Here is a 16,140-nt window from a genome sequence, read left to right as displayed (position 1 = left end):
GGTCAGCAGTTACTGGGTGGAATCAAAGGGAAGCGGGCGGGGCGCTGGCGCGTGCGGCGGCGCGGAACCCGGCTTCGGCGAAATGGATCAGTTCGTGGGCGGCATGCGCACGATGCGCCGCTTCGGTGACACCGGCGGGACGCTTGATCAGCCCGAAGTCGGCCATGGCGTAGGTGAGCGAGCCGGCCAGGAAGTCGAGGCGCCAGTACAGCTCCTCCTTGCTCAGGTCGGGCACGCACTCGCCGATGGCCTTGCCGAACGCGCGCAGCACGTGGCCGTAGTGGTCGGACAGGAACTTGCGCAGGTTGTCGTTCTTTTCTGCATAGGCGCGGGCGATCACCCGCACGAAAGCGCCGCCGCTCTGCCGGTCCTGGGCCATGGCCAGGGCCGGTTCGACGAAGGCGGCCAGCACCGGGCGCAGCTGCCCGGGGTGCTCGCTGCGGGCGCGCTCGAGCTGGGCCAGGCGCACGCTGGTCATCTCGTCCATGCGGCGACGGAACACCTCGTTGACCAGGTTTTCCTTGGAGCCGAAGTGGTAGTTGACCGCCGCGATGTTGACGTCGGCCTGGCTGGTGACCTGGCGCAGCGAGGTGCCGGCGAAGCCATGCAGGGCGAACAGCTCCTCGGCGGCGCCGAGGATCCGGTCCTTGGTCGAGAAGTGGGCGGGCTTGGCCATGCGGTGGCGGACCTTAATCAAACGATTGTTTGATACTAGGACCAGACGGGGGCGTATGGCATTTTGCAGTGCAGCAAAATGACCGGGGCGGTTACAGGGGATTCAGTAGTGCCAGCCCATGGCTGGCAACCGACGATCCTGAATGGGGCCCCCGGTCCGAGACCCCGGGCATCAGGCCTGCCAGCCATGGGCTGGCACTACTGAGCGGGATCTCTTACAATTCGCCTACGTTTATCAGGCTAAGCCCGCGTCCCGACGCGGGTTTTTTTCATGTTACCCTTCGGGCCATCAGCGGCCCGATTCCATTGGAGACATCCCATGGCGCTGGAGCGCACCCTTTCGATCATCAAGCCGGACGCCGTTGCCAAGAACGTCATCGGCGAAATCTACGCCCGCTTCGAGAAGGCCGGCCTGAAGGTCGTGGCCGCCAAGTACAAGCAGCTGTCGCGCCGTGAAGCCGAAGGCTTCTACGCCGTGCACCGCGAGCGTCCGTTCTTCAACGCGCTGGTCGAGTTCATGATCTCCGGCCCGGTGATGATCCAGGCCCTGGAAGGCGAGAACGCCGTCCTGGCCCACCGCGACCTGCTGGGCGCCACCAACCCGAAGGAAGCCGCCGCGGGCACCATCCGCGCCGACTTCGCCGAATCCATCGATGCCAATGCCGCCCACGGCTCGGACTCGGTCGAGAATGCCGCGATTGAAATCGCCTACTTCTTCGCCGCCACCGAAGTCGTTTCGCGCTGAGAGTAATGCCGTGAACGAGGTCGTACAGTCCCCCGCCATCCAGCCGCTGCCCAAGTCGGCACCCACGGCTGGCAAGCAGAACCTGCTCGACCTCGATCGCGCGGGCCTGGAGAAGTTCTTCGTCGAGGTTCTCGGCGAAAAGAAGTTCCGTGCCCACCAGGTGATGAAGTGGATCCACCATCGCTACGTCACCGATTTCGATGAAATGACCGACCTCGGCAAGGTCCTGCGCGCCAAGCTGCAGGCCCATGCCGAGGTGCTGGTTCCCAACATCATCTTCGACAAGCCCTCCGCCGACGGCACCCACAAGTGGCTGCTGGCGATGGGCGTGGATGGCAAGAACGCCATCGAGACCGTGTACATCCCCGACAAGACCCGCGGCACGCTGTGCGTGTCCTCGCAGGTCGGTTGCGGGCTGAACTGCACGTTCTGCTCCACCGCCACCCAGGGCTTCAACCGTAACCTGACCACCGCCGAGATCATCGGCCAGGTGTGGGTTGCCGCACGCCACCTGGGCAACGTGCCGCACCAGATGCGCCGCCTCACCAACGTGGTGATGATGGGCATGGGCGAGCCGCTGATGAATTTCGACAACGTCGTGCGTGCCATGAGCGTGATGCGCGACGATCTGGGCTACGGCCTGGCCAACAAGCGCGTGACCCTGTCGACCTCCGGCCTGGTGCCGCAGATCGACCGCCTTTCCAGCGAAAGCGACGTGTCGCTGGCCGTCTCGCTGCATGCGCCCAACGATGCGCTGCGCGAGACCCTGGTACCGCTGAACAAGAAGTACCCGATCGCCGAGCTGATGGCCTCGTGTGCCCGTTACCTGCGCGCCAACAAGCGCCGCGAATCGGTCACCTTCGAGTACACCCTGATGAAGGGCATCAACGACAAGCCCGAGCATGCCCGCGAGCTGGCCCGGCTGATGCGCCAGTTCGACAACGCGGTGCAGGCCAAGGATTCGGGCAAGGTCAACCTGATCCCGTTCAATCCCTTCCCGGGCACCCGCTACGAGCGTTCGGAAGAAACGCATATCCGCGCCTTCCAGAAGATCCTGCTCGACAGCAACGTGCTGACGATGGTCCGCCGCACGCGTGGCGATGACATCGACGCCGCCTGTGGCCAGCTCAAGGGCCAGGTGATGGACCGCACCCGCCGCCAGGCGGAATTCAACAAGACGTTGCAGGCAGGGAAGGGGAGCGATGCGGCCGCGTGACCGTCTCTGGCCAGTCCTGATTGCAGGGGTGCTGGCCGTTTCGGCCAGTGGCTGCAGCAGGACCACCAAGTCGCACCTCCCCGAGGAATACACCCGCGGGGGTGAAATCGCCCCGGAACGCCACGTGCGCGATGCGCCGGGCGTCCGCGAGGAATTCCGTTACCAGGACCAGCTCGCCCTGGCCGCCCGCGACATGCAGGAAGGCAAGCTGGACGAGGCCGAGCGCAAGGTGCGCCAGGCCTTGAAGCTGCAGCCCAAGGGCGTGGACGCGATCATGCTGATGGCCGGCATCGAGGACCGTCGTGGCCGCCAGCAGCAGGCTGGCGAAGGCTTCCGCCGCGCCACCGAGCTTGCCCCGCAGCGCGGCGACGTCCTCAACAACTACGGTGCCTGGCTGTGCCAGCACGGCAATGCCGCCGAATCGCTGGTGTGGTTCGACCGGGCGCTGCAGGCGCCGGGCAATGTGTCCTCCGGCGCAGCCCTGGCCAATGCCGGCGGCTGCGCGCTGGATGCCGGCCAGGTGGAACGGGCCGAGCGCGACCTGCGTGCGGCGCTGGTCACGGTGCCGGCCAACCCGGTGGCCCTGGAGGCGATGGCCCAGCTCAACTTCCGTCGTGGCCAGTTCTTCGAGGCGCGCGCCTTCGCCGAACGTAGGATTGCGGCTGCACCGGCCACACGTTCCGTGTTACAACTTGCGTCTGAAATCGAGGCGCGACTGGGCGATCAGGCGGCATCCGATCGTTATCTGCAGCGGATTCGACAGGAATTTCCGCAGGACGCGGGCTCCTAACCTCCAGGGTTGATGCATTGTGATTGATGACCAGACTGTGAGCGCTCTCGATACTGCGGCCGGCTGCGGCACCCGCCTGCGCCAGGCCCGCGAGGCGGCCGGACTGACCCTTGAAGACGTCGGCCAGCGCCTGCGCATGCCGGTCCAGGTGGTCAAGTCGCTTGAAGAAGAACAGTGGCAGAAGCTCGGCGCCCCGGTATTCGTCCGCGGCCAGCTGCGCAGCTATGCGCGCCTTCTGAACGTGGATATCAGCCAGCTGCTGGAGCAGGCCCAGGTCGGTGCGGTGGTCCCGCCCACCCTGGTCAGCCATACCCATACCCCGCGAGCCCGCCGCATTGCCGAGAACCTCGGCCGGCGCATGCTGTATGTCGGCATCACCGCAGTGCTGGCGGTGCCGGTGTGGTTTGCCACCCGCGGCCACTTCGACAACACCCCGGCCACGCCGAACACGGCCTCGCTGGACGTGGTGCCGGCCGCCGTGCCGGTGGCTCCGTCCTCGGTCGGCAACGAACCTGCGGCCGCCAGTGCCGAGCCGACGGTTGCCGCCGCCAAACCGGCCGCCACTCCCTACGTGGCCTCGCTGGCCCCGGTGCCGCGCCCGGCCCCGGCCGCGCCGGCCACCGCCAACCTGGACATGCAGTTCAGTGGCGACAGCTGGGTCGATATCGCAGGCCCCGATGGCGGCTCGGTCGAGAAGGCGCTGATCAAGGCCGGCGAGACCCGCAGCTTCACCCCGGGCCAGGTGAGCCGCGTGACCCTGGGCAACGCCTCGGCGGTCCAGGTTCAGCAGAACGGCGCTATCGTCGATCTCACCCCCTACCAGCGAGCCAACGTGGCCCGCTTTCAGGTATCCTCTGAAGGCTCCGTTGTCCCGGTTTCACACTGAGACGCGGTTTCACCACCTTCGATAATCCCAATGGTCCCTCCCTATGGGCGGGGCGAGAGTACGCATGGCGATCGACGATCTGCTCGACGAGCACGAACAAAGTGAACGTGTCCGCAGCTGGCTGCGGAAGAATGGCGCCAGCATCCTCGGTGGCGTAGCGATCGCCATCGGCGCCATTGCCGGCTGGCAGTGGTACCAGACCAACCAGGGCAGCAAGCTGGCCTCGGCCAATGTCGAGTACCAGAAGGCGCTGGTCGGGCTGCAGGGCAACAAGCTGGACGACGCAGCCAAGGCGGTCAAGGCGCTGGAGGCTGGCCCGTCCAGCGTCTACGGCGATCTGGCGGCGCTGCAGCTGGCCAAGGCCCAGGTCGATGCCGGCAAGAATGAAGAAGCACTGGCCACCCTGCGCGGCGTGAAGGTCGAAGGCGACCTGCAGCGCGTGGTCGACCAGCGCGTGGCCCGCCTGCTGGTGGCCACCGGCAAGAGCGATGAAGCGATCAAGCTGCTCGCCAGCGCCACCGACAGCAGCAGCCTGGAAATCCAGGGTGATGCGCTGCTGGCCCAGGGCAAGCGCGATGCGGCCCGCGAACACTATGAGAAAGCGCTGAAGACGCTGGACGTGGCAGCGCCGCAGCGGCGCGTGCTGGAAACCAAGGTAATGGACGCCGGCGGCACTGTCGCCGCCGCCCCTGCGGAGTCGGTTTGATGAGTCAGAAGGTCATGATTACGCGCGTCGCCTCCGTCCTGCTGCTGGGCATGGCACTGACCGGCTGCAGCACCATGAAGGGCTGGTTCGCCGGTAAGGATGCCGCCGCCAAGAAGGCGCAGGAGCCGGCCGAACTGGTCAAGTTCGAGCCGACCCTGAAGGTCAACAAGGCCTGGTCGGTCAACCTGGGCAAGGGCGAGCGCCGCATCGGCGTGCGCCAGGGCCCGGCCGTGGCCAATGGCCACGTGTTCGCGGCGGCCATCACCGGCGGCGTGCATGCCCTGGACCTGCAGACCGGCAAGAAGGTCTGGACCTGGGAGCCGCAGAAGGAAAAGAAGAAGGCCAAGCTGCGCCTGTCCGGCGGCCCGGGTGTCGGCGAGAACCTGGTGGTCATCGGTACCCTTGATGGCCAGGTGATCGCCCTGGACATCAACGACGGCAGCGAAAAGTGGCGTGCCCGCGTACCGGGTGAAGTGATCGCGGCCCCGGCCGTGGCACAGGGCCTGGTGTTCGTGCGCAGCAACGACGGCCGCATCACCGCCTTCGAAGCATCCAACGGCACCCAGAAGTGGTTCAACCCCAGCGAACTGCCGGCGCTGACCGTGCGCGGCAACGCGCCGGTGGTCACTGGCCCGGGCGTGCTGTTCATCGGCAAGGACGACGGCGCTGTCGCCGCCCTGGCCATGCAGGACGGCCGCACCCTGTGGGAACAGACCGTGGGCAGCCCTGAGGGCCGTACCGAGCTGGAGCGCATGTCCGATGTGGATGGCGCCCCGGTGCTGGATGGCAATACGCTGTTCGTGAGCAGCTTCAAGAACCAGACCATGGCCATCGAAGGCCCGACCGGTCGCCCGCTGTGGGCGCGCGACCACGGCGGTGCCGGCGGCGTGGCGGTCTCTTCGGGCAATGTGTTCGTCACCGACCCCAAGGGCGGCGTGTTCGGCCTGGACAAGGCCAGTGGCGCAGCCATGTGGTCGCAGACCGCCTTGGCGCGTCGTTCGCTGACCGGCCCGGTGCTGCAGGGCGATTACGTAGTCGTCGGTGACTACAAGGGATACCTGCACTGGCTGCAGACCTCCGATGGCGCACTGGCGGCGCGGGCCAAGAGCGGCGGTGACGCCCTGCTGGCCCAGCCGGTCGTCGTCGACGGGGTGCTGCTGGTGCAGAATGTTGATGGCAAGCTGACCGCGTTCCGGTTGGCAAATTAATACGGAGTAATCGCGATGCTGCCTTTGGTCGCCCTGGTTGGACGGCCGAATGTCGGCAAGTCAACCATTTTCAATGCGTTGACCCGCACCCGTGACGCCCTGGTTCATGACCAGCCCGGCGTCACCCGCGATCGCAACTACGGCGTCTGCCGTCTGGACGAGGACAACCATTTCCTCGTCGTGGACACCGGCGGTATTGCCGAGGAAGAGGAAGGCCTGGCGGGCGCCACCACGCGCCAGGCCCGGGCCGCCGCGGCCGAAGCCGATCTGATCCTGTTCGTTGTCGATGCCCGCGAAGGCACCTCGGCGATGGACGATGAGATCCTGGCCTGGCTGCGCAAGCTCTCGCGCCCGACGCTGCTGCTGATCAACAAGATCGACGGCACCGACGAGGACAGCGTCCGCTCGGAGTTCGCCCGCTACGGTTTCGGTGAAATGCTGACCGTGTCGGCCGCCCATCGCCAGGGCCTGGACGACCTGCTGGACGAAGTCATCCAGCGCCTGCCTGAAGAAGGCAGCGGCGAAGAGCTGGACAACGACCCCAACCGCATCCGCATCGCCTTCGTCGGCCGCCCCAACGTGGGCAAGTCCACGCTGGTCAACCGCATCCTCGGCGAAGAGCGCATGATCGCCTCGGACGTGCCGGGCACCACCCGCGATTCCATCGCCGTGGACCTGGAACGTGACGGCCGCGAATACCGCCTGATCGATACCGCTGGCCTGCGCCGCCGTTCGCGCGTGGACGAGGTTGTCGAGAAGTTCTCGGTGGTCAAGACCATGCAGTCCATCGAGCAGTGCCAGGTGGCCGTGCTGATGCTGGACGCCACCGAAGGCGTCACCGACCAGGACGCCACCGTGCTGGGCGCGGTGCTCGATGCCGGCCGTGCGCTGGTCATCGCCATCAACAAGTGGGATGGCCTGACCGAGTACCAGCGCGAGCAGGCCGAGACCCTGCTGTCGCTGAAGCTGGGCTTCGTGCCGTGGGCCGAATCGGTGCGCATTTCCGCCAAGCATGGTTCGGGCCTGCGCGAGCTGTTCCGTGCAGTGCACCGCGCGCACGAATCGGCCAACAAGACCTTCACCACCAGCGAAGTGAACAAGGCGCTGGAAGTGGCCTACGAAACCAACCCGCCGCCGACCATCCGCGGCCACGTTTCCAAGCTGCGTTACGTGCACCCGGCCGGCGCCAACCCGCCGACCTTCATCGTGCACGGTACCCGCCTGAAGGAACTGCAGGAGTCGTACAAGCGCTACCTGGAAAACTTCTTCCGCAAGCGCTTCAAGCTGATCGGCACCCCGGTGAGCTTCATCTTCCGCGAGGGTACCAACCCGTACGAGGGCAAGAAGAACGTCCTCACCGAGCGGCAGGTGAAGGCCAAGCGGCGCTTGATGAAGCACGTCAAGGGCAAGTGATCCACGAGAGGCGGCCGCAGGGCCGCCTTTTTCGTGTAGAGCCGAGCCCATGCTCGGCTCCTGGGGGAGGTCGGCAGAAAGGCAGCCGAGCGCGGGCTCGGCTCTACAATGGGCGAATGAGCATTCCAGAGCTTTCCCCGCAGCAGGCGCGGGCACGTGTCGCCCACGGTGCGGTGCTGATCGATGTGCGCCAGGCGCACGAGCGTGCCGGGGGCATGGCCGAGGGCGCGCGTGGCGTGGCCAAGGATGATCTGCTGGCCGATCCGGCCGCGCATCTACCCATTCCGAGCCAGGACATCCTGCTGATCTGCCAGAGCGGCAAGCGCTCGGCCGACGCCGCGCAGTCATTGCGGGCCGCAGGCTATTCAAACGTAGCCTCCGTGGCCGGTGGCACCGTGGCCTGGCGCGAGCAGGCGCTGCCGCTGGTACAGCCGATGCTGGATGCCGCCGACCGCGACTTCTACGACCGCTACTCACGCCACCTGCTGCTGCCGCAGGTGGGCGAGGCCGGCCAGCGTCGGCTGCAGCAGTCGCGCGTGCTGGTGCTGGGGGCCGGTGGCCTGGGCGCACCGGCAGGCTTCTACCTGGCCGCAGCCGGGGTAGGGCATCTGCGCTTTGCCGACCACGACCGGGTCGAGCGCAGCAACCTGCACCGGCAGATCGTGCATACCGAAGCCAGTGTCGGCCAGCTGAAGGTGGATTCGGCACGCGAGCGGTTGCTGGCCTTGAACCCGTCCATCGAGGTGGAGGCCGTGCCCGAGCGGGTGACCTCGGCGAATGTCGATCGCCTGTTGGAAGGCGTGGACGTGGTGCTGGACGGCTCGGACAACTTCCCGCTGCGCTACCTGCTCAACGACGCCTGCATCCAGCACGCCAAACCGATGGTGTATGCCGCCATCGAGCGCTTTGATGGGCAGCTAAGCGTGTTTGACGCCGGCCGCCAGCGTGGCGTGGCACCGTGCTACCGCTGCCTGTTCCCCGAACCGCCGCCGCCGGAGTTCGCGCCCAACTGTTCCGAAGCAGGCGTGCTGGGCGTGCTGCCCGGGCTGGCCGGTGTACTGCAGGCCACCGAGGTGCTGAAGCTGCTGCTGGGTATCGGCGAGCCGCTGGTCGGCAGGCTGCTGCGCTTTGATGCGCTGGGCATGCGTTTCCGCGAAAGCCGCATCCAGCCAGACCCTCAGTGTCCGGTGTGCGCAGCCGGGGTGCCGTTCCCGGGGTATATCGACTACGCCGCGTTTTGTCGGGGCGGTTGAATCTGATGGGCGCGTCATCCACGCATGGCGTGGATCTACTGAACTATCGCGGGCGTCATCGACGCATCGCGCGGGCGACGGCCCAGTAGATCCACGCCGTGCGTGGATGAATGCTGGCGATTTCGGAACGATGTTGGGCGGCAATCGCGGTATCGTTCCATTTTCGGCACAAGCAAACGCAACGCCCGTGCTATTGCCGTCAGAAAACTTGCTCTATCGTTGAGGCCGATTTCGGTTTTCGGGGATACACCGCATGGCGGTAGAAGCAGCGACCAGCGAGCTGGTCAAGGTCGTGGCCCTGTTGGGCGCGGCGGTGGTGATGGTGCCCCTGTTCCGCAGGCTTGGCCTGGGGTCGGTGCTGGGTTACTTCGCCGCCGGCCTGGCGATCGGACCGTTCGGGCTGGGCTGGTTCTCCGATCCGCAGGCGATCCTGCACACGGCCGAGCTGGGCGTGGTGATGTTCCTGTTCGTCATCGGCCTGGAAATGCGGCCCTCGCACCTGTGGAGCCTGCGCAAGGAAATCTTCGGGCTGGGCACGCTGCAGATCGTCACCTGTGCGCTGGTGCTGACCAGCATCGCCAAACTGTTCGGCCTGCCGTGGCAGGTGGCCTTCATCGGTGCCACCGGCTTCGTGCTCACCTCCACGGCCGTGGTGATGCAGCTGCTGGCTGAGCGCGGCGACATCGCGCTGCCGTCGGGGCAGAAGATCGTTTCCATCCTGCTGTTCGAAGACCTGCTGATCGTGCCGCTGCTGGCCCTGGTCGCGTGGATGGCGCCCAGTGCGGGCAGCGCCGATGGCGAGGGCTCGCGTTGGCTGTCAGTGGCCATTGGTCTGGGCGCCATCGTCGGCCTGGTGCTGGTCGGTCGCTTCCTGCTCAACCCGCTGTTTCGCCTGCTTGCCGAATCGAAAGCACGCGAAGTGATGACCGCCGCCGCGCTGCTGGTGGTGCTGGGTGCGGCGCTGCTGATGCAGCTGTCCGGCCTGTCGATGGCGATGGGCGCGTTCCTGGCCGGTGTGCTGCTCAGCGAATCGACCTTCCGCCACCAGATCGAAGCGGACATCGAGCCGTTCCGCGGCATCCTGCTGGGCCTGTTCTTCCTCAGCGTGGGCATGGCGCTGGACCTGGGCGTGGTGGCCGGCAACTGGCCGATGATCGTCGGCCTGGTGCTGGCACTCATGGTGGCCAAGGCGCTGTGCATCTACGTCGTGGCCCGCGTGATGGGCAGCGACCACGCACAGGCGATGGACCGTGGCGTGCTGATGGCGCAGGGCGGTGAATTCGCCTTCGTGCTGTTCTCCGCTGCGGCCAGCGCCGGCGTCATCAACATGGACATTAATGCCAACTTCACCGCCGTGGTGGTGCTGTCGATGGCGCTGACCCCGCTGGTGGTGCTGGTCTACAAGCGCGTGGCGCCCAAGCCCGAGGTGAGCCTGGAAGGCGTGGACACTGCCGACGGCCTGTCCGGCAGCGTGCTGATGATCGGCTTCGGCCGCTTCGGCCAGGTGGCCAGCCAGTCGCTGCTGGCCCGCGATGTGGACGTGACCATCATCGACAACGACGTGGAGATGATCCACAACGCCGAGCGTTTCGGTTTCAAGATCTACTACGGCGATGGCACCCGCCTGGACGTGCTGCATGCCTCCGGCGCCGGTACCGCGCGGGCCATTGCGGTGTGCGTGAACAATGCCGAGGATGCCGATCGCATCGTCGAGCTGGTCGCGCATGAATTCCCGCAGGCCAAGCTGCTGGTGCGCTCGTTCGACCGCGAACACTCGCTGCGGCTGATCCATGCCGGTGTCGATTTCCAGATCCGCGAGACGTTTGAATCGGCGCTGCTGTTTGGCCAGGCCGCGCTGATGGAGCTGGGGGCGGACGAGGATGATGCGCAGGAGATCGCGCAGCAGATCCGCGAGCGCGACGCCGAGCGTTTCGAGCTGGAAATGGCCGGCGGCAGCCTGCGTGCCGGCGCGCACATGGTGTTCGGCAGCGCGCTGCCGGGCGTGCCCACGCCGACCCCGTTCACCGCGCCCAAGCGCAAGGCCCGCACGTTGAATGCGGACCAGGTGCCGGAAGAAGAGTAGAGCCGAGCCCACGCTCGGCTGCTCGTCAGCCAGATCGCGCTGGCCCCACAGCGCGCTGTGCGCTCGCCGGCCATTCACGGCGAGCGAAGCGGTGGGCGAGGGGGCCTGAATCAGGGACAATAGCGTCCCCGCCGCCGCCTGCCCCCGCATTCGATGACTGACTCCGCCCCCCAGCTTCCTGCCCGCATCCTCGATGGCCGCCGTATTGCCGAGGACCTGCTCGACAGCCTGAAGGTGCGCGTCGACGCCCGCGTGGCTGCCGGTGGCAGCCGCCCCGGCCTGGCCGTGGTGCTGGTGGGGGGCGACCCGGCCTCGACCGTGTATGTGCGCAACAAGCGCCGCGCGGCCGAAAAGGTCGGCATCGAGGCCTACGATTACGATCTGCCGGCCGGTACCACCGAAGCCGAGCTGCTGACCCTGATCGACCAGCTCAATGCCGACCCGAAGATCAACGGCATCCTGATCCAGCTGCCGCTGCCGGGCATCCCCGACGCGCGCCGCCTGATCCAGCGCATCGACCCGCGCAAGGACGTGGACGGCTTCCACCCGGAAAACGTCGGCCACCTGGCCCTGCGTGAATTCGGCCTGCGCCCGTGCACCCCGCGCGGCATCACCACGCTGCTGGGCCACACCGACCAGCCGGTGCGTGGCCGCAACGCCACCATCGTGGGCGTCAGCAACCACGTCGGCCGGCCGATGGGCCTGGAGCTGCTGATTGCCGGCTGCACCGTCACCAGCTGCCACAAGTTCACCCCCAAGGACGTGCTGGAACAGGCCGTGCGCAACGCCGACATCCTGGTGGTGGCCGTGGGCCGCCCGGGCATCGTGCCGGGCGAGTGGGTGAAGCCGGGCGCGGTGGTGATCGATGTGGGCATCAACCGCCTGGATGATGGCCGCCTGGTGGGCGATGTCGGGTTCGAGGCCGCAGCGCAGCGGGCCAGCTGGATCACCCCGGTGCCGGGCGGCGTGGGCCCGATGACCGTGGCCACGTTGATGCAGAACACGCTGGAAGCGGCAGAAGCGTCCTGATTCAACCGCGCCGCGGCGCTACCGGGGCGGTCTCGGCCTGCATGACCTGCTGTGGGTAGGTGCCAACCTTGGTTGGCACGATTCGTCCGGTGCCTTGGCCCCAGATGGGGTGATGGCCTCTGCCGGTGTGTGCCAACCAAGGTTGGCACCTACCAAAGGCGGTTTCCCGGTTGGGGTTGGTCACGCGCGGTTCCAGGGTCGTGCAGGGGCGGGGCGAATGACCCGCCGTGGGTAGGTGCCAACCTTGGTTGGCACGATTCGTCCGGCGGCTGGGCTCCAGATGGGGTGAAGGCTTCTGCCGGTGCGTGCCAACCAAGGTTGGCACCTACCAAAGGCGGTTTCCCGGTTGGGGTTGATCCCTCGCGGTTCCAGGGCGGTGCAGGGGTGGGGCGAATGACCCGCTCCTGGTAGGTGCCAACTTTGGTTGGCACGATTCGTCCGGCGCCCGGGGCCCCAGATGGGGTGATGGCCTCTGCCGGTGTGTGCCAACCAAGGTTGGCACCTACCAACGGCGCCGCCCGCGCGACACTGCGTCGCATCCACCCCCTCCCACGGGGGGTGAAAAAGGGGTAAAATGTCGCGCTTCCCCACATCTCGGGTATGCCGATGCTGCGCATCCAGGCTGAAGCACTCACTTACGACGACGTCTCGCTCGTCCCCGCCCACTCGACCATCCTGCCCAAGGACGTCAACCTCGAAACGCGGTTGACGCGCGACCTGAAGCTCAAGCTTCCGATCCTGTCTGCGGCCATGGATACCGTCACCGAAGCCCGCCTGGCCATCGCCATGGCCCAGCTCGGCGGCATGGGCATCATCCACAAGAATCTCAGCCTGGAACAGCAGGCCGCGGAAGTGGCCAAGGTCAAGAAGTTCGAGGCCGGTGTCATCCGCGACCCGATCACCGTCGGCCCGGAAACCACCATCCGCGACGTGCTGGCCCTGACCCGGGCGCACAACATCTCCGGCGTGCCGGTGGTGGGCAGCGACGGCCTGCTGGCCGGTATCGTCACCCATCGCGACATGCGCTTTGAAACCGAGCTGGACGATCCGGTCCGCCACATCATGACCAAGAAGGATCGCTTGGTCACGGTGAAGGAAGGCGCCGCCAGCGATGAAGTGCTGCAGCTGCTGCACCGTAACCGCATCGAAAAGGTGCTGGTGGTCAACGATGATTTCGCCCTGCGTGGCCTGATCACCGTCAAGGACATCCAGAAGAACACCGACTTCCCCAACGCTGCCAAGGATCTGTCGACCCGCCTGCTGGTGGGCGCTGCCGTCGGCGTGGGTGGTGACACCGACCGCCGCGTGGAAGCGCTGGTTGCCGCCGGCGTGGACGTGATCGTAGTCGATACCGCGCACGGCCATTCGCAGGGCGTGCTGGACCGCGTGGCCTGGGTCAAGAAGAACTTCCCGCACGTGCAGGTCATCGGTGGCAACATCTGCACCGGCGAAGCCGCTCTGGCGCTGCTCGACAGCGGCGCGGACGCGGTGAAGGTCGGCATCGGCCCGGGCTCGATCTGCACCACCCGCGTCGTCGCCGGTGTTGGCGTGCCGCAGGTGACCGCCATTGATCTGGTGGCCGAAGCCCTGCAGGACCGCATCCCGCTCATCGCCGACGGTGGCATCCGTTACTCGGGTGACATCGGCAAGGCGCTGGCCGCTGGTGCCTCGACCATCATGGTCGGTGGCCTGCTGGCCGGTACCGAGGAATCGCCGGGCGAGACCGAGCTGTACCAGGGCCGTTCGTACAAGAGCTACCGCGGCATGGGTTCGCTGGCCGCCATGGAAAAGGGGTCCAAGGACCGCTACTTCCAGGACGCCGCCACCGCCGACAAGCTGGTGCCGGAAGGCATCGAAGGCCGCGTGCCGTACCGCGGCCCGGTGGGCGGCATCATCCACCAGCTGATGGGCGGCCTGCGCGCCACCATGGGTTATGTGGGGTGCGCCACCATCGACGACATGCGCAGCAAGCCCAAGTTCGTCAAGATCAGCGGCGCCGGCCAGCGTGAGAGCCACGTCCACGACGTGACGATCACCAAGGAACCGCCGAACTACCGCGCCTGACGCGGGCCGGGCAAAGAGGAACGAGGAAGCTGATTCCCGTTCCTCTTTTTCCATCTGCCGCAGCAAATTATTTGAAGTTTCGTTTTCCCTACTGCATTGCCAGGGCGCCATGACCAACATCCATAACGACAAGATCCTGATCCTCGATTTCGGCGCGCAGTACACGCAGCTGATCGCCCGCCGCATCCGCGAGCTGGGCGTCTACTGCGAAATCTGGGCCTGGGACCACAACCCGGCCGAGATCGCGGCGTTTGGCGCCAAGGGCATCATCTTGTCCGGTGGCCCGGAATCGACCACGCTGCCGGGCGCCCCGGCTGCGCCACAGGAAGTGTTCGACAGCGGCCTGCCGATCTTCGGCATCTGCTACGGCATGCAGACCCTGGCGGCCCAGCTGGGCGGCGCCACCGAAGCGGCTGACCAGCGCGAGTTCGGCCACGCCGAAGTGAACGTCATCAACCCCGATGCACTGTTCAAGGGCCTGAGCGACCACGGCGGCGAGCCGAAGCTGAATGTCTGGATGAGCCACGGCGACCACGTCTCCGTTGCGCCGCCGGGCTTCACCATCACCGCCACCACCGACCGCATTCCGGTGGCCGCCATGGCCAACGAAGAAAAGCGCTGGTACGGCGTGCAGTTCCACCCGGAAGTGACCCACACCCTGCAGGGCCAGGCGCTGCTGCGCCGCTTCGTGGTGGATGTGTGCGGCTGCCAGACCCTGTGGACCGCCGCCAACATCATCGACGACCAGATCGCCCGCGTGCGCGAACAGGTGGGCGATGACGAAGTGATCCTGGGCCTGTCCGGCGGCGTCGATTCGTCCGTGGTGGCCGCGCTGCTGCACAAGGCCATCGGCGAGAAGCTGACCTGCGTGTTCGTGGATACCGGCCTGCTGCGCTGGCAGGAAGGCGACCAGGTGATGGCGATGTTTGCCGAGCACATGGGCGTGAAAGTCGTGCGCGTGAATGCCGCCGACCGTTACTTCGCCGCGCTGGAAGGCGTGAGCGACCCGGAAGCCAAGCGCAAGATCATCGGCAACCTGTTCGTTGAGATCTTCGACGAAGAGTCGAACAAGCTGAAGAACGCCAAGTGGCTGGCGCAGGGCACCATCTACCCGGACGTGATCGAGTCGGCCGGCAGCAAGACCGGCAAGGCGCATGTGATCAAGAGCCACCACAACGTGGGCGGCCTGCCGGAGCACATGAAGCTGGGCCTGGTGGAGCCGCTGCGCGAGCTGTTCAAGGACGAAGTGCGCCGCCTGGGCGTTGAGCTGGGCCTGCCGCGCACCATGGTCTACCGCCACCCGTTCCCGGGCCCGGGCCTGGGCGTGCGTATCCTGGGCGAAGTGAAGCGCGAATACGCCGAGCTGCTGGCCAAGGCCGATGCCATCTTTATTGATGAGCTGCGCAAGGCCGATCTGTACGACAAGACCAGCCAGGCGTTTGCCGTGTTCCTGCCGGTGAAGTCGGTGGGCGTGGTGGGTGATGCGCGGGCTTATGAGTGGGTGATTGCGCTGCGGGCGGTTGAGACGATTGACTTCATGACGGCGCACTGGGCGCATCTGCCGTATGAGTTCCTGGGTACGGTGAGCAACCGGATCATCAATGAGTTGCGGGGGGTTTCAAGGGTTGTCTATGACATCTCGGGGAAGCCGCCGGCGACCATTGAGTGGGAATGAGTTGAAAGAACTAGGGCGCCGAGAGGCGCCCTTGGTCGTTTGAGGAACATGCCCTTGATATTTATCGGATCCGTGGGGAGAGCGGCGCGCAATCCGCGCTCTCGCTCGGTGACTGGCGGCACTGTGCCGTTGGGTCGCAATCTTAAGAAGAACTGCATTCTAGAATCAGGCTGCCGATCAAAAGAATGCACGAGAGACTCCGAGCCGCTCCGAACTTGCCGCATCCAGCTTGTCATCGGGTTCGACGCCGAATTTGAGATCTTAGACAAAAGAGGCCGCGGTTGCTCACTGGGATTGCGCTAAACATATCGGTCGGACGGACCGTGGTCTAGCCACCTAGCCGAAAGTACACATTCGTCAATGTATTGACGCTCCCCGGTGTCCCTGCGTTCGCTAC

13 protein-coding genes are annotated in these 16,140 nt (G+C 66.2%); 12 read left to right on the top strand and 1 reads right to left on the bottom strand.

Annotated features, from left to right (window positions below; translation table 11 throughout):
* Positions 1-22 precede the first annotated feature (22 nt).
* On the bottom strand, positions 23-676 hold the full coding sequence (locus VER16_RS09085) for a TetR/AcrR family transcriptional regulator (RefSeq protein ID WP_324807354.1): 654 nt from the start codon (positions 674-676) through the stop codon (positions 23-25).
* A gap of 318 nt (positions 677-994) precedes the next feature.
* Between VER16_RS09085 and ndk the strand changes: the two genes are divergently transcribed.
* The 12 genes from ndk to guaA all read left to right on the top strand — a co-directional run bounded on the left by ndk (position 995) and on the right by guaA (position 15,743).
* Positions 995-1,420: a nucleoside-diphosphate kinase gene (ndk, locus tag VER16_RS09080; RefSeq protein WP_008265389.1), complete on the top strand. Its 426-nt coding sequence runs from the start codon at positions 995-997 to the stop codon at positions 1,418-1,420.
* 10 nt (positions 1,421-1,430) lie between these two features.
* Positions 1,431-2,636, top strand: a complete 1,206-nt coding sequence (rlmN, locus tag VER16_RS09075; RefSeq protein WP_324807351.1) for a 23S rRNA (adenine(2503)-C(2))-methyltransferase RlmN — start codon at positions 1,431-1,433, stop codon at positions 2,634-2,636.
* Complete coding sequence (locus tag VER16_RS09070) at positions 2,623-3,426, top strand: type IV pilus biogenesis/stability protein PilW (RefSeq protein WP_324807349.1); 804 nt, start codon at positions 2,623-2,625, stop codon at positions 3,424-3,426. Before rlmN ends, VER16_RS09070 begins: the two co-directional genes overlap by 14 nt.
* A 19-nt stretch (positions 3,427-3,445) precedes the next feature.
* The gene (locus VER16_RS09065; protein ID WP_324807347.1) at positions 3,446-4,312 is read left to right on the top strand and encodes a RodZ domain-containing protein; all 867 of its coding nucleotides are present in this window, start codon (positions 3,446-3,448) and stop codon (positions 4,310-4,312) included.
* 64 nt (positions 4,313-4,376) lie between these two features.
* Positions 4,377-5,018, top strand: coding sequence for a YfgM family protein (locus VER16_RS09060; RefSeq protein WP_324807345.1), 642 nt, complete (start codon positions 4,377-4,379; stop codon positions 5,016-5,018).
* A complete protein-coding gene (gene bamB, locus VER16_RS09055; protein WP_324807343.1) occupies positions 5,018-6,226 on the top strand; it encodes an outer membrane protein assembly factor BamB in 1,209 nt (402 codons plus the stop codon). Before VER16_RS09060 ends, bamB begins: the two co-directional genes overlap by 1 nt.
* Positions 6,227-6,241: 15 nt before the next feature.
* Positions 6,242-7,639, top strand: coding sequence for a ribosome biogenesis GTPase Der (gene der, locus VER16_RS09050; protein WP_008264979.1), 1,398 nt, complete (start codon positions 6,242-6,244; stop codon positions 7,637-7,639).
* A complete protein-coding gene (gene moeB, locus VER16_RS09045) occupies positions 7,636-8,892 on the top strand; it encodes a molybdopterin-synthase adenylyltransferase MoeB (RefSeq protein WP_324807341.1) in 1,257 nt (418 codons plus the stop codon). The genes der and moeB overlap by 4 nt, the downstream gene beginning before the upstream one ends.
* 253 nt (positions 8,893-9,145) lie before the next feature.
* The gene (locus VER16_RS09040; RefSeq protein ID WP_324807339.1) at positions 9,146-10,975 is read left to right on the top strand and encodes a monovalent cation:proton antiporter-2 (CPA2) family protein; all 1,830 of its coding nucleotides are present in this window, start codon (positions 9,146-9,148) and stop codon (positions 10,973-10,975) included.
* A gap of 153 nt (positions 10,976-11,128) precedes the next feature.
* Positions 11,129-12,004, top strand: a complete 876-nt coding sequence (gene folD, locus VER16_RS09035) for a bifunctional methylenetetrahydrofolate dehydrogenase/methenyltetrahydrofolate cyclohydrolase FolD (RefSeq protein WP_324807337.1) — start codon at positions 11,129-11,131, stop codon at positions 12,002-12,004.
* A 606-nt stretch (positions 12,005-12,610) separates the two neighbouring features.
* Positions 12,611-14,068: an IMP dehydrogenase gene (gene guaB / locus VER16_RS09030; protein ID WP_324807336.1), complete on the top strand. Its 1,458-nt coding sequence runs from the start codon at positions 12,611-12,613 to the stop codon at positions 14,066-14,068.
* A 109-nt stretch (positions 14,069-14,177) separates the two neighbouring features.
* Positions 14,178-15,743 carry a glutamine-hydrolyzing GMP synthase gene (gene guaA, locus VER16_RS09025; protein WP_005413109.1) on the top strand — a complete coding sequence of 522 codons (1,566 nt, stop codon included), beginning with the start codon at positions 14,178-14,180 and terminating at the stop codon, positions 15,741-15,743.
* The last annotated feature ends 397 nt before the right edge of the window (positions 15,744-16,140 follow it).

This window comes from Stenotrophomonas sp., from assembly GCF_035634915.1.
Classification (GTDB): Bacteria; Pseudomonadota; Gammaproteobacteria; order Xanthomonadales; family Xanthomonadaceae; genus Stenotrophomonas.
Note: the sequence above shows the minus strand (reverse complement) of the source record. Positions and strands in the feature narration are given on the sequence as shown.

Coding starts and splice junctions, on each gene's coding strand:
- guaB (WP_324807336.1), top strand. CDS start 12,611: ATGCTGCGCATCCAGGCTGAAGCACTCACTTACGACGACGTCTCGCTC.
- VER16_RS09040 (WP_324807339.1), top strand. CDS start 9,146: ATGGCGGTAGAAGCAGCGACCAGCGAGCTGGTCAAGGTCGTGGCCCTG.
- VER16_RS09070 (WP_324807349.1), top strand. CDS start 2,623: ATGCGGCCGCGTGACCGTCTCTGGCCAGTCCTGATTGCAGGGGTGCTG.
- guaA (WP_005413109.1), top strand. CDS start 14,178: ATGACCAACATCCATAACGACAAGATCCTGATCCTCGATTTCGGCGCG.
- ndk (WP_008265389.1), top strand. CDS start 995: ATGGCGCTGGAGCGCACCCTTTCGATCATCAAGCCGGACGCCGTTGCC.
- folD (WP_324807337.1), top strand. CDS start 11,129: ATGACTGACTCCGCCCCCCAGCTTCCTGCCCGCATCCTCGATGGCCGC.
- VER16_RS09085 (WP_324807354.1), bottom strand. CDS start 676: ATGGCCAAGCCCGCCCACTTCTCGACCAAGGACCGGATCCTCGGCGCC.
- VER16_RS09060 (WP_324807345.1), top strand. CDS start 4,377: ATGGCGATCGACGATCTGCTCGACGAGCACGAACAAAGTGAACGTGTC.
- der (WP_008264979.1), top strand. CDS start 6,242: ATGCTGCCTTTGGTCGCCCTGGTTGGACGGCCGAATGTCGGCAAGTCA.
- bamB (WP_324807343.1), top strand. CDS start 5,018: ATGAGTCAGAAGGTCATGATTACGCGCGTCGCCTCCGTCCTGCTGCTG.